The organism is Ciceribacter ferrooxidans, assembly GCF_004137355.1.
In the GTDB taxonomy this organism is placed as follows: domain Bacteria; phylum Pseudomonadota; class Alphaproteobacteria; order Rhizobiales; family Rhizobiaceae; genus Allorhizobium; species Allorhizobium ferrooxidans.
In genome coordinates, this window is record NZ_SDVB01000196.1 from 173,032 (window position 1) to 185,672 (window position 12,641).

Annotated in this window: 12 protein-coding genes; 10 read left to right on the plus strand and 2 right to left on the minus strand. The window is 65.8% G+C overall.

Features of this window, described 5'->3' with window-relative positions:
• The first annotated feature begins 86 nt into the window (after positions 1–86).
• The 3 genes from EUU22_RS10165 (at position 87) to EUU22_RS10175 (ending at position 3,570) form a co-directional block, all read left to right on the plus strand.
• Positions 87–1,544 carry an MFS transporter gene (locus EUU22_RS10165; RefSeq protein WP_245484960.1) on the plus strand — a complete coding sequence of 486 codons (1,458 nt, stop codon included), beginning with the start codon at positions 87–89 and terminating at the stop codon, positions 1,542–1,544.
• A gap of 66 nt (positions 1,545–1,610) precedes the next feature.
• Complete coding sequence (locus EUU22_RS10170; RefSeq protein ID WP_129331904.1) at positions 1,611–2,402, plus strand: sulfite exporter TauE/SafE family protein; 792 nt, start codon at positions 1,611–1,613, stop codon at positions 2,400–2,402.
• Between the two features lie 136 nt (positions 2,403–2,538).
• Positions 2,539–3,570, plus strand: coding sequence for a polysaccharide deacetylase family protein (locus EUU22_RS10175; protein ID WP_129331941.1), 1,032 nt, complete (start codon positions 2,539–2,541; stop codon positions 3,568–3,570).
• A 6-nt stretch (positions 3,571–3,576) separates the two neighbouring features.
• On the opposite strand, the gene pdxH is transcribed toward EUU22_RS10175, so the two are convergent.
• Complete coding sequence (gene pdxH, locus EUU22_RS10180; RefSeq protein WP_280956481.1) at positions 3,577–4,224, minus strand: pyridoxamine 5'-phosphate oxidase; 648 nt, start codon at positions 4,222–4,224, stop codon at positions 3,577–3,579.
• 81 nt (positions 4,225–4,305) lie between these two features.
• On the opposite strand from pdxH, the gene EUU22_RS10185 reads away from it, so the two are divergent.
• The 4 genes from EUU22_RS10185 (at position 4,306) to EUU22_RS10200 (ending at position 7,646) form a co-directional block, all read left to right on the plus strand.
• A complete protein-coding gene (locus EUU22_RS10185; protein WP_129331906.1) occupies positions 4,306–4,713 on the plus strand; it encodes an RT0821/Lpp0805 family surface protein in 408 nt (135 codons plus the stop codon).
• 211 nt (positions 4,714–4,924) lie between these two features.
• Positions 4,925–6,088, plus strand: coding sequence for a DnaJ C-terminal domain-containing protein (locus EUU22_RS10190; RefSeq protein ID WP_129331907.1), 1,164 nt, complete (start codon positions 4,925–4,927; stop codon positions 6,086–6,088).
• Positions 6,089–6,211: 123 nt separating this feature from the next.
• Positions 6,212–7,030: an enoyl-ACP reductase FabI gene (gene fabI, locus EUU22_RS10195; RefSeq protein ID WP_129331908.1), complete on the plus strand. Its 819-nt coding sequence runs from the start codon at positions 6,212–6,214 to the stop codon at positions 7,028–7,030.
• A gap of 25 nt (positions 7,031–7,055) precedes the next feature.
• Positions 7,056–7,646 carry a histidine phosphatase family protein gene (locus EUU22_RS10200; protein ID WP_129331909.1) on the plus strand — a complete coding sequence of 197 codons (591 nt, stop codon included), beginning with the start codon at positions 7,056–7,058 and terminating at the stop codon, positions 7,644–7,646.
• A 16-nt stretch (positions 7,647–7,662) separates the two neighbouring features.
• Here EUU22_RS10200 and EUU22_RS10205 read toward each other — a convergent pair whose 3' ends face one another.
• The gene (locus EUU22_RS10205; RefSeq protein ID WP_129331910.1) at positions 7,663–7,926 is read right to left on the minus strand and encodes a DUF1344 domain-containing protein; all 264 of its coding nucleotides are present in this window, start codon (positions 7,924–7,926) and stop codon (positions 7,663–7,665) included.
• Here EUU22_RS10205 and EUU22_RS25255 point away from each other — a divergent pair.
• The 3 genes from EUU22_RS25255 to aroC all read left to right on the plus strand — a co-directional run bounded on the left by EUU22_RS25255 (position 7,913) and on the right by aroC (position 12,638).
• A complete protein-coding gene (locus EUU22_RS25255; RefSeq protein WP_165351126.1) occupies positions 7,913–8,158 on the plus strand; it encodes a hypothetical protein in 246 nt (81 codons plus the stop codon). The genes EUU22_RS10205 and EUU22_RS25255 overlap by 14 nt on opposite strands.
• Before the next feature lie 135 nt (positions 8,159–8,293).
• A complete protein-coding gene (locus EUU22_RS10210) occupies positions 8,294–11,419 on the plus strand; it encodes a sensor domain-containing protein (protein ID WP_245484962.1) in 3,126 nt (1,041 codons plus the stop codon).
• 124 nt (positions 11,420–11,543) lie between these two features.
• Positions 11,544–12,638 carry a chorismate synthase gene (aroC, locus tag EUU22_RS10215; RefSeq protein ID WP_129331911.1) on the plus strand — a complete coding sequence of 365 codons (1,095 nt, stop codon included), beginning with the start codon at positions 11,544–11,546 and terminating at the stop codon, positions 12,636–12,638.
• The last annotated feature ends 3 nt before the right edge of the window (positions 12,639–12,641 follow it).

Here is a 12,641-nt window from a genome sequence, read left to right on the forward strand (position 1 = left end):
GAAAAATCCCCCTTTACCTCAATCGCGGTTGAGGTCGTAGCGTCCGCAAATCACCGTCAAGGACCCGCAGAGGAAAGCAACGACCGATGACCGTCCACGAAAGAGAGATCACCGAAATGTCGCCCGCCGCACCCGAAGAGGGCGACGGCCGCTGGCTGGAACTGCTCGCGCCGCACTATCTCGTCGCCACCGTGATGCTCTGCCTCGGCGTGGCGCTCTACGCCTTCAACGGCTTCCTCGTCAGCACGGTGATGCCGACAACCGTCGCCGAACTCGGCGGCGAGGCGGTCATCTCCTGGTCGCTGACGCTCTTTCTCACCGCCTCGATCATCGCCGGCGCGAGCGCTGCCATGCTGAAGGAACGATTCGGCGCCCGTCTCGTCCTCACCGCCGCCGCCCTCGTCTTCCTCGCCGGAACGCTGCTTGCGGCGACCGCGAGCACGATGGGCACCGTCCTTCTCGGACGCATCGGACAGGGGCTCGGCGAGGGTGTGGTCGCTGCGATCTGCTATGCGCTGATCCCCGAAATCTTCCCGCCGCGGCTGGTGCCGAAGGTCTTCGGTGCGGAGGCTCTCATCTGGGCGCTCGCCGCCTTCGGCGGCCCGGTGTTCGCCGGCTATCTCACGGAGACGATCTCGTGGCGCGCCGCCTTCTTCATCAACGTGCCGATCATCGCGATCTTCGTGTTGATGGCGGTCACGATCGTGCCGAAGCACCAAGACCGTGAGGTGAGGAGCACGGGCTTCCCAGGGCTCCGGCTCACCCTGCTCGCCACCGCGCTGGTGACGGTGCTGGTCGCCGGCCTTTCCGGTGCCTCGTCGCAGACGGCAATCGCCCTCCTCATTGCAGCTCTCGCACTCGCCGGCTCGCTGCGGCTCGACCGCCGGGCAAAGGACGCGATCCTGCCGGCGGGCGCCTTCGCGCTCGGCTCGGCGCTGGGGCTCGGGCTCTGGGCCGTCCTCCTGATGTCGCTCGCCCAGGCGACGAGCAGCGTCTATCTCGTCTTCAGCCTGCAGAACCTCTGGCACTTTCCGCCGACGGCGGCCGGTGGCCTGAGCGCGCTGATGGCGATCTGCTGGAGCCTGACGGCGATCGGCGTTGCCAACCTCCGGTCGGACGGCAGCAAGCGCAGCATGATCTGGATCGGCCCGCTTCTTCTCATCGGCGGGCTCGGCCTGCTGGTCGCATCGCTGCTGTCGGGCAAGATCGCCCTGCTCGTCGTCGCACAAGTAGCGATCGGCACCGCCTTCGGCGTGAGCTGGGGCTATCTCAGCCAGATGCTGATGGATACCGCCCCCGCGCACGAGCGCGACAAGACCTCGACACTCCTGCCGACGCTGCAATCGGCCGGCTACGCACTCGGCGGCGCACTGGCCGGGCTTGCGGCGAACGCCGCTGGGCTTGCGGCGGCGAGAAGCGCCGAGGGCATGCGGGGGCCGCTCATCACCGCCTTCATCCTCGCTTTCCTCTGGTCGCTGCCGGCCGCCCTCGTCTCCTGGCGTGCGGTCCGGCTGCTCCGCGACCCGAGGGAAAGCGCACGCTGATGCCGGCTGTCCTCCTGCCGTGCGACTCTGCTAGAGAGGGTCTCCGCACGCAGGAGGACGAAGGGCATGGAGCCCACGCAGATCACGCTCGCAGCCATCCCCGCCTATGTCGCCGGCCAGAGCACAGGCACGCTCTCCTTCCTTCTCGCCTCGGCGCTGATCGCGGGACTGGCGCGCGGCTTTTCCGGCTTCGGCGGCGCACTCATCTTCGTTCCGCTGGCAAGCTCCGTGGTCGAACCGCGGCTCGCCGTGGCGATCCTCTTCATCATCGACCTGGTGATGACCCTGCCGATGATCCCCGGCGCCGTGCGGCAGGCGGACAAACGCGAGGCCGGCACCATGCTCGTCGGCGCGCTCGCCGGCGTGCCGCTCGGCACGATGATCCTCGCGCATGCAGACCCGCTCGCCGTCCGCTGGGCGATCATCATCGTGGTCATTTCGCTGCTTGCCCTGCTGGTGTCCGGCTGGCGTTATCACGGCAAGCCGACGGCGCCGCTCACCGTCGGCGTCGGTGCGCTGGCAGGCGTCTTCGGCGGGGCGGCGCAGGTGAGCGGACCGCCGGTCGTCGCCTACTGGCTCGGCGGCGCGCTGCCGGCCGCGACGGTGCGCGCCAATCTCGTCTTCTATTTCGCGACGAGTTCGCTGATTACCGGCGTCAACTACGCGTTGGCCGGCTTCTTCGACCTGCCGGCATTAGCCTTGTCGCTGGTCGCCGGCCCGGTCTTCGGCCTCGGCGTGCTTGCCGGATCGCGGCTTTTCGGCAAGGCCGACGACCAGCTTTTCCGGCGTATCTGCTACGCCCTGATCGGCGCCGCCGCAATCATCGGCCTGCCTCTGCTCGACGGCGTGCTGCGATGAGAAGAGGATGCAATTCCCCGTAGATTTCGGGGTGTCGCGGCAACTCTCGCTTAACGCCGATCGGCTACGGTCGCCTCACGCTGCGCGAGACGGCACCACCAATGCCTCGCCGGCAGGAGCGAAGGACGAAGAAACCATGCTGAGGGAGTTTGCCAGACGCGGCGTCATCACCGCCGGGCTCGAAGCATCGCACCTCTTGCGATGCGCGGGCGCGATGGCGTCGGAGCGCGGGCTCGGTGCGATCTTCACGCTGCACCACGTCCGGCCCTTCGTTCCGGCCTCGACCGACGTCAACGCGCATCTCGAAATCACGCCGGAATTTCTCGACGCCGCGATCCGGCAGTTGAAAGCAGAAGGCTACCGGTTCGTCTCCCTCGAAGAGGTCCCTGCCCTTCTGCACTCGCCGGAACCGGGACGGCCCTTCGCCGCCTTCACCCTCGACGACGGCTACCGCAACAATCGCGACCACGCCCTGCCGGTCTTCGAACGGCACGGCGTTCCCTTCACCGTCTTCGTCTGTCGCGGGTTTTCCGAGCGTAGCCACACCATCTGGTGGGAAACGGCCGCGGCAATCCTCTGTCGAGAGCAGGCGGTGGACCTCGGCGGCAGCGAGCCGATCGTCCGTGACGTCCGCACGAGCGCGGACATGCGCGCGGCCTTCCGCAGCATCGCCGGGGCGATCTGTGCCGAGGGCGAGGATGCGATGATCGGAAAGCTCGACCGCGCGGCTGCCGCAATCGGCATCGACCCCGGGGCGATCGTCGAGGATCTCGTGATGTCGGGAGAGGAACTCGCGGCGTTCGCGCGGCATCCGCTCGTCACCCTCGGAGCCCACACGGTGAGCCACCGGTCGCTCGGCTTTCTCGATCCCGCCACCGTTACCGACGAAGTGCGCCGGTCCGCCGACTATGTGGAGGAGATCACCGGCCGTCGGCCGCAGACCTTCGCCTATCCCTACGGCGACGGTCGCAGCGTCACGAAGGAAAGCATCCGGGCCGTCGAGGACGCCGGATGCCGCCTTGCGGTGACGACGTCCCCCGGCACGCTGGACCGGCATTCGGCCGAGCACCTCTTCCGGTTGCCGCGGATTTCGCTGAACGGCTTCTATCAGAAGAGACGCTACGTCTCCGCGCTCGCCTCCGGCATTCCCTTCCGCCTCAAGGGCTAGGGACGGTCAGGGATACATCCTGACCTTGGTCCACGGCGAATCGACCGTCTCGCGGCGGAATTCGATCCTGTCGTGCAGGCGAAACTTGCGGTCGTGCCAGAACTCGATCGACACCGGCTTGATGCGGAAGCCGGACCAGTATGGCGGGCGCGGAATGTCTCCAAGCGCGTAGCGGGCGGTGTACTCGGCGACCGCCTTTTCGAGCGCGAACCGGCTTTCCAGCGGACGGGATTGCTTCGACGCCCAGGCGCCGATGCGGCTGCCGAGCGGCCGGGAACGGTAATAGATGTCCGCCTCCTCGTCCGAGACGACCTCGACTTCGCCGCGCAGGCGCACCTGCCGGCGCAACGATTTCCAGTGAAAGCACATGGCCGCCTTCTTCTGGCCGAGGATCTCGCGTCCCTTCTGGCTTTCGAAGTTGGTGTAGAAGACGAAGCCGCGGGTATCGAACTCTTTCAACAGGACCATGCGGACGTTCGGCAGGCCGTTCTCGTCGACGGTCGCGAGCGCTACAGCGTTGGGATCATTGTTCTCCGAGGCCTCCGCGTCCTTTAGCCACGTCCCGAAAAGGGTGAAAGGTTCATTCTCTTCGGTAAAGTCACCGCTTGTTAACTTCGATTCAGACATATTAAGTCGAATGCTCCTGAAGTTCATCACCAATGCCCAGGTTTGCAGCGCTGGACAGGACGCCCATTGAGAGACATAGCAAAGTCAGAGACTGGCACAAAGGGCAGGATGCCCGGCTTCGGCAGGATTGTCGCCGTCGCCCTTCTCGCACTTCCGCTGACCGGCTGCATGGCCGGAGGACTCGGCCTTTTCGGGGATGAGAAGGTCGACCGTTCGATCGCCACCGGCACCGTCGCCGGCAGCCCCGTGAGCGGCGGCTCCGACGAAATGACGGTGCAGAACGCCGTCTCCTCGGCGGACCTTTCCAAGCTCGGCTCCGATCCGCTGCCATGGGCGAACGCCTCGACGGGCAGCGCGGGCGTCGTCACCGCGATTCGCGAGCAGAAGCAGAGCGGCTTCGTCTGCCGTGACTTCTCGACCACCCGTCACTCCTACGAGGGCATCGCCTATTTCAGCGGCAAGACCTGTGCGGTCGGGCCCGGCTGGCGGCTCATGAGCTTCGACCGCCAGCCCTGAGGCGGTCATACCTTCCCAAGACCGGACTCGCGATCGCATACCGGCGCCCCGAATCACCGCGGCGCTTCTCGTTCTTCCTGCGTAACTTCTGATTAGCAACTTCTTGCGATGATCGGGCGTCTGTGCGCGCGACGGAGGTCGTCCGCACCGAACGTTCAACGGCCGGCCCTCCGCCTGCGGAGCGTGCCACGACCATTCATCGGGGACCTGGATGCGCGACTTCTATTCAGTGCTGGGCGTGCGGCGGAATGCAGGAGCCGACGAGATAAAGACGGCCTGGCGCACCAAGGCGAAATCCGTCCATCCCGACCACAACCAGGACGATCCCGAGGCGAGCCATCGCTTCGCCGAGATCGGCCGGGCCTACGAGATCCTCAAGGATCCCGAGAAGCGCAATCGATACGACCGGCAACGCGAGAGAGCGGAGAACCGCATGCGCGAACAGACGATCCTGCAGCAGCGCCAGGCCGCTCGCGAGGCGGCGGAACGCGCGAAGGAAGCGAAGGAGAATGCCGAGCGCATTCTCGCCGAACTGCAGCGCGCCGAAGCCGAGAGGGCGAAGGCCGAGAGACAGGCGCAGGCGGCCCAGGGACAGGGACAGGCCCAGCCGCAGGCTCAGCCACAGCCGCAGGCAAAGGCAAAGCCTGCCGGAAAGGCCGGTTCCGAAAGCCCGGAAGACGTCGTCGCCCGCATCTTTGGCGACAGCCCGGAGGCTGCGGCCGCCGCCGAGAGCCTGCGGCGGGAAGACCAGGCGACGAAGGCCGAGGAAGAGAATGGTGGCGGCACCTTCGGCCCCGCATCGCTCCGGCCGATCGAACTCATCAGCGCGCTGGTGCGGCGCCTTCGCGGCGTGCAGTCGGCGCCCGAGACGGCGCCCGACATGCTGGCCGACGCGCAGGTCGCGATCACCGACCTCCTGAACCGGTCCCCGGTGACGGTCACGCTTGCCGACGGGCGCGACGTTCGCGTCAACCTCGACGACGGATTGAAGGACGGGGACATCGTTCGCCTGAAAGGCCAGGGTCTCAAGATCCAGGGCATGCAGCGCGGTGACGTCGCCGTGACGATCCGGGTGCAGAAGACGGAGAAGTTCCGCACCGAAGGCTATGACATCCACACGGTATTGCCGATCACGCTGGAGGATGCCGTTCTCGGTTGCGAGACGAGCGTCGAAACCCCGACGGGATCCGTCCAGGTCACCATCCCGCCGTGGTCCGGCTCGGACCAAATCATCCGCATCGACGATCTCGGCCTTGTGGACGCCGAGGGAAAACGCGGCGTACTCGCCGTGGAGCTTCGCGTATTGCTCTGGGAGAAGCCGGACGAGAAGGTCACCGACCTCATGCGGCTGATGCGCCACGGGCTCTTCTTGTGAAGTATTTGTGACATTCACACCCTTTGTTACGCAGCCTAACAGTAGATGATCCCGGTCAATCTTGAACCGGGATGCGGGCTATGCCATAGGCAGTTTCAATCGAAAGTCTTAGGGAAACAAAACATGGTTCAAGGTTCCGGCCTCATGGCAGGCAAGCGCGGCGTAATCATGGGCGTCGCAAACAACCGTTCCATCGCATGGGGTATCGCCAAGGCCTGCCGTGACGCAGGCGCGGACATCGCGTTGACGTGGCAGGGCGATGCCCTGCGCAAGCGCGTCGAACCCCTCGCCCAGGAACTGGACGCCTTCATGGCCGGCGACTGCGACGTCACCGATCTCGAAAGCATCGACGCCGTTTTCAACAATCTCGAAGAAAAGTGGGGCAAGATCGACTTCGTCGTTCATGCGATCGCCTTCTCCGACAAGGACGAGTTGACGGGCCGTTACATCGAGACGACACGTGACAACTTCACCCGCACGATGGACATCTCCGTCTATTCGTTCACGGCGGTCGCGGCACGTGCCGAGCGGATCATGAACGACGGCGGCTCGCTGCTGACGCTCACCTATTACGGCGCCGAGAAGGTCATGCCGCACTACAACGTCATGGGCGTCGCCAAGGCCGCGCTCGAAGCGAGCGTGCGCTACCTCGCCGTCGACATGGGCGGCCGCGGCATCCGCGTCAACGCGATCTCGGCCGGCCCGATCAAGACGCTCGCCGCCTCGGGCATCGGCGACTTCCGCTATATCCTCAAGTGGAACGAGTACAATTCGCCGCTGAAGCGCAACGTGTCGACCGACGAAGTCGGCAAGTCAGGCATGTACCTGCTTTCCGATCTCTCGACTGGCGTTACCGGCGAAGTCCACCACGTCGACTGTGGCTACCACACCGTCGGCATGAAGGCGGTCGACGCCCCGGACATCTCCGTATCCAAGGAATAATCTTCCGCTTCTGGAGTGGTCTGCCGTGCTCATCTACATGATTCGCCACGGTCAGACCGACTGGAACGCGGAAGGAAGGCTGCAGGGGCAGCAGGACGTGCCCCTCAACGCCCTCGGTCGCAGCCAGGCGAGCCGCAACGGCGAAAGGCTTGCGGCCGAACTCGGCGACGAGGCTGAAAGCTACGACTACGTCGCCTCCCCGCTCGGGCGCACCCGCGAAACCATGGAACGGGTGCGGGCGGCCATGGGCCTCGATCCCACGGCCTACCGGACCGAAACGCGGCTGATGGAACTCTCCTTCGGAGACTGGCAGGGCTTCACGCTCGCCGAACTGCGCCGGCAGGCTCCCGACCGGGTCGATGCACGCAGACGGGAAAAATGGGACTTCATCCCGCCCGGCGAGGCCGCCGAAAGCTATGAAATCCTCTCCTGGCGCGTCGGCGCATGGCTCACCTCCGTCGACCGCCCGACGGTCTGCGTCAGCCACGGCGGCGTCGTGCGCAGCGTCTTCCGCCTCATCGGCAAATGGTCGCGGGATGCCGCCTGCAACATGAACGTTCCCCAGGACCGTATCCTGAAGATCGACCGCGATGGCGGGACGGTCGCCTGGCTGTAGACGGGGTCGGAGAGCGTTATTCGCCGACCACCTGGAGATCGTCGACGATGCGCTTGCCGTCGACCTCGGTGAAGAACACGATCACCTTGACGCCGCTTTCCAGGCCTTCGAAATTGAACTCCTGCGGCAGGACATAAGTCTTTCCGTCGTCCAGCGTCATCGTGAGCTGATCGGCGTTGAGAGAACGGATCGTCGCCTCGACGTCATTGCTGCCCGCGAGCGCGCTCAGCGGGGACAAGAAGCTCGCAGTGCCGAGCAGAACTGCCATGACGAAACGCATCCGGAAAACCTTTGCCGCTACTAGTGCATTAAAAACATTGAACAAAGTAAGCCTCCAGAATGTGGCAGAAGTTGCCCGTAAAAATGACATTTCCGTGCGATTGTTGGCACGGGAACCGGGCTGCGATCAAGCACCCGTGAAGACGGCGTGTGAAAGGGCAACAGTTTTCGGCCTTCCCATCGACGGGAAATGCCTCACGAGGTCATTTCCAGCCGACCATTTCTGGGCCTGAAATCCTAAATTAACCCGCGCGCGCCTAGTATCTCCGCCGCTGCCGCCATCCTCGAGCGTGTACGGGTCACGACCGCAGACGTCGGGAGGATCATTACGGCCCGCATTCGGACGAAGGGAACGTCGAAACGTGGACATGCCGAGCCGTACATCCAGATGGCGCAGGGGCCGGGCGCGGAACAGCGGCTCCTTCCTGCTCGGCTCCGGCATGCTGGCTTGCGTCATAGTCGCAGCAGGCGTCCTTGCCGACCAGCGCTACACGATGACGCACCGGACGGCTCTGGAACAGCGCGTGCGCGACGGAATGCAGGTCATCCGCTTCGCGCTCCAGACCGAGATCGCCGCCGATTTCGCCACCATCCGTCACCTCGCTTCCGAAGCCGCCATCAATTCCGATCCCGCCCAGTTGCGTCGCGCCGCCGCGATCCTCGGCTACGGCAAGGACCACATCCGCACGTTTGAGTACAAGGCCGGCCCGGCGGCCGCTGCCGAGACGCTTTATGCCCGCGCGAATGCGCCTGCGGGCGCGGCCGTCTCGCCGCCAACGGCTCCGGAAGGAGGACAGATGCTCCGGCTCGGAGACGATGCCTTCCGGTTCTCCGTACCCCTCCCCGGGGCCGGCGCGGACGGCGAGGGCCTCTTTGCCATGACGGTCGATGCCCGGGGTCTCCTCCAGGCGAGCGGTTTGCTGCCACCGGACAACGGAATGCCGGCGGCAGGACCTCTTCCGCTTGCAGACCTGCAATGGGCGATCAGGCATGTCGCGCCGGAGGCGGCATCGCTCGACATCGGGCCACGCTTTGCGACCGGCGCGGCGCCGGAGACCGCGCGGCTCGACGTGCCCGGCGGCGCTTTCGAAATCCTGGCGGCACCGCAGGGCGGCTGGGACACGCCGCCGGAAAACCGCTTCGCGATCCGGCTGGCGATCTTCCTCGCCGGCGCGGCGATCATGATTCCGGCCGCCGTCACCGGCATCCTGTTTCGCGACCGCAACCGCTACGTTGCCGAACTCAAGCGGCGCGAGAAGAAGCTGCGCGATCTTTCCCAGCGCCTGAATCTCGCAATGGACTCGGCCGATATCGGCATCTGGGAGGTGAAGCTGGACGGCCATGTGCTCCTCTGGGACGACCGGAGCGCGGCCCTCCACGGATGTGCGCCGAGCTTCGCGGACGACGAGGACCGGATCTCCGACTGGACCGCGTCGATCCACCCCGACGACCGCGAGAGGATCGAGGCACAGGCCTTCGCCTACAGCTGCATCGCCGTAACGGATACCACCGACCTGAACTACCGGGTCGTGCTGCCCGACGGCGCCGTGCGCCACCTTCGCTCGGTCGGCGCCCATTCCGTCGGAGAGGAAGGTGAAAGCCGGCTGATCGGCGTCGTCCTCGACGTCACCGCGGATGCGCTGATGACGCAGACGCTGCGCGACGCCAAACAGACGAGCGACATCAAGAATGCCGAACTCGAGCTCGCGCTCGATGAACTGTCGAGCCGCGAACAGGAGCTCTCCGAACTCTCGCACAAGTTCGACCTCGCGCTCGCCTCCTACAATTGCGGCATCTGGGAAGCCGATCCCGTGTCCGCGACGGCACTGTGGGACGAGCGGATGCACCAGCTCTACGGTCTTCCCTACAGCCCGCACCGGCTCGACCAGCAGGGCTGGCTCTCCTGCCTGCATCCCGACTACCGCGAGCGGGTGCTCGCCGCCACCAACAAGGCGCTCGAAACCGCAACGACGATCAACACGCTGCAACAGATCCTGCTGCCGAACGGCGAGCCGCGCTATGTCCGCTCGGTCGGCCAGGTGCATGTCGGCAGGGACGGCAAGGAAAAGATCATCGGCATCGCCTTCGACGTCACCGCCGACGCCCTTCTCGCCGAGGAACTGCGCGCCGCGAAGGCCGAGGCCGACGCCCGCAACATCGAGCTCGAACTCGCCAAGAACCGGATCGAGTTCAACGCCCTGCACGATCCACTGACGGCGCTCGCCAACCGCCGTAAGCTCGACGACGAGCTCGACCGGCTCGGGCGCGCGAGCCCGACAAGCGGGACGCGGTTTGCGATCCTGCATCTCGACCTCGACCGCTTCAAGGAGATCAACGACACGCTCGGCCACGCCGCCGGCGACGCGGTTCTGACCCACGCCGCCGACATCCTCTCGCAGGCCGTCGAGAAAGACGACCTGGTGGCACGCATCGGCGGCGACGAATTCGTGATCCTGATCACCCGTCCGGTGACGACGGAGGAGCTTTCGCTGCTCAGCGAGCGAATCATCGAGGAGATGCGCAAGCCCGTCGACTTCGACGGATTCTCCTGCCGCTGCGGCGTATCGATCGGCATCGCCCGCTCGCAAGGGATCGGCTCCGACCCGCGCAAGGTGCTGATCAACGCCGACATCGCCCTCTACCAGGCGAAGGAGAAGGGACGGAACGGCTACGAATTCTTCTCCCAGGCGCTGCAGGCCAACATCGTGACCCGCAAGAGGCTCGCCGACGACATCCTCGCCGGCCTCGAACGCGACGAGTTCACCGTCTGGTACCAGCCGCAATTCGACGCGACGACGATGCGGCTCACCGGGGCGGAGGCGCTGGTGCGCTGGCAGCATCCCGACCAGGGTATTCTCGCCTCCGGGCGGTTCCTCCGTCTGGCGGAGGACCTCAACGTCATGGCCCGCATCGACCAGCTGGTGCTGGAGACGGCGCTGCGCGACAAGATGCGCTGGATGGCACAGGGCATCGACCTGCCGCGGATATCGGTCAACGTTTCCTCGCGACGGCTGCACGATCCGGCGCTGGTGGACCAGCTTCGCGGCCTCAGCATCCGCCCGGGAGAGATCGCCTTCGAACTCGTGGAATCGATCTTCCTCGACGACAGCGACGATCCGGCGAGCGCCAACCTCGCCGACATCAAGGCGCTCGGCATCGACGTCGAGATCGACGACTTCGGCACCGGCCACACCTCGATCGTCAGCCTGCTGCGCCTCAAGCCGAAGCGGCTGAAGATCGACCGGCAGCTGGTCATGCCGATCCTCAACTCGCCGCAGGAGCGCGCGCTGGTACGCTCGATCATCGACATCGCCCGCTCGCTCGGCGTGGAGACGATCGCCGAAGGGGTTGAAACGCCGGCGCATGCCGAGCTCCTGCGAACACTCGGATGCGACGAGCTGCAGGGCTATGCCTTCGCAAAGCCCCTTCCCTTCGCGGAATTCGCCCGCTTCGCCGCCCGGCGCGCCGGCGCACCGACCGCACGGGAGGCATGACGGCAGCCGCCGTCCGCCGGCTCCGGAGAGAGGAAAAAGCCTTTCCCCTGCGGGTGGTTTTCCACTATGTGTGTGCCCCAACACGAGAAGGCGGCCCGGCCGCCCAAGTTCCGGACCTTGAGACATGTCGCACAACACCTTCGGTCATCTGTTCCGCGTCACCACCTGGGGCGAAAGCCACGGGCCGGCACTCGGCGCCGTCGTCGACGGCTGCCCGCCCGGCCTCCGCTTCCGCCAGGAGGACCTGCAGACGTGGCTCGACAAGCGCAAGCCCGGCCAGTCGCGTTTCGTCACCCAGCGACGCGAGGAGGACCTGGTCAAGGTGCTCTCCGGCGTGATGCCGCAGGAGGACGGTTCCTTCGTCACCACCGGCACGCCGATCTCGCTGATGATCGAGAACACCGACCAGCGCTCGAAGGACTACGGCGAGATCGCCCGGCAATACCGTCCGGGGCACGCCGACTACACCTATGACGTCAAATACGGCATCCGCGACTATCGCGGCGGCGGGCGCTCCTCCGCCCGCGAGACGGCCGCGCGTGTCGCCGCCGGCGGCATCGCCCGCCTCGTCATCCCCGGCGTCACCATCCGCGGCGCGCTGGTGCAGATCGGCAAGCACAAAATCAACCGCGCCAACTGGGACTGGGCGCAGGTGGGCGAGAACCCGTTCTTCGCGCCCGATCCCGAGATCGTTCCGGTCTGGGAAGAGTATCTCGACGGCATCCGCAAGGCCGGCTCCTCCGTCGGCGCGGTGATCGAACTCGTGGCGGAGGGTGTACCGGCCGGGCTCGGCGCGCCGATCTACGGCAAGCTCGACCAGGACATCGCAAGCGGCCTGATGTCGATCAACGCCGTCAAGGGTGTGGAGATCGGCAACGGCTTCGGCGCGGCCGAGATCACCGGCGAGGAAAACGCCGACGAGATGCGCATGGGCAATGACGGCAAGCCGCTCTTCCTGTCGAACCACGCCGGCGGCATCCTCGGCGGCATTTCGACCGGCGAGCCGGTCGTCGCGCGCTTCGCCATCAAGCCGACCTCCTCGATCCTGACCGAGCGCAAGTCCATCGACGCCGACGGCAACAATGTCGACGTGCGCACCAAGGGCCGCCACGACCCGTGTGTCGGAATCCGGGCAGTCCCCGTCGGCGAGGCGATGCTGGCATGCATCATCGCCGATCATTATTTGCGAGATCGCGGCCAGACCGGCCGGCTGAAGTGAGGT

Coding starts and splice junctions, on each gene's coding strand:
- EUU22_RS10165 (WP_245484960.1), top strand. CDS start 87: ATGACCGTCCACGAAAGAGAGATCACCGAAATGTCGCCCGCCGCACCC.
- EUU22_RS10170 (WP_129331904.1), top strand. CDS start 1,611: ATGGAGCCCACGCAGATCACGCTCGCAGCCATCCCCGCCTATGTCGCC.
- EUU22_RS10175 (WP_129331941.1), top strand. CDS start 2,539: ATGCTGAGGGAGTTTGCCAGACGCGGCGTCATCACCGCCGGGCTCGAA.
- pdxH (WP_280956481.1), bottom strand. CDS start 4,224: ATGAACTTCAGGAGCATTCGACTTAATATGTCTGAATCGAAGTTAACA.
- EUU22_RS10185 (WP_129331906.1), top strand. CDS start 4,306: ATGCCCGGCTTCGGCAGGATTGTCGCCGTCGCCCTTCTCGCACTTCCG.
- EUU22_RS10190 (WP_129331907.1), top strand. CDS start 4,925: ATGCGCGACTTCTATTCAGTGCTGGGCGTGCGGCGGAATGCAGGAGCC.
- fabI (WP_129331908.1), top strand. CDS start 6,212: ATGGTTCAAGGTTCCGGCCTCATGGCAGGCAAGCGCGGCGTAATCATG.
- EUU22_RS25255 (WP_165351126.1), top strand. CDS start 7,913: ATGACGAAACGCATCCGGAAAACCTTTGCCGCTACTAGTGCATTAAAA.
- EUU22_RS10205 (WP_129331910.1), bottom strand. CDS start 7,926: ATGCGTTTCGTCATGGCAGTTCTGCTCGGCACTGCGAGCTTCTTGTCC.
- EUU22_RS10210 (WP_245484962.1), top strand. CDS start 8,294: ATGCCGAGCCGTACATCCAGATGGCGCAGGGGCCGGGCGCGGAACAGC.
- aroC (WP_129331911.1), top strand. CDS start 11,544: ATGTCGCACAACACCTTCGGTCATCTGTTCCGCGTCACCACCTGGGGC.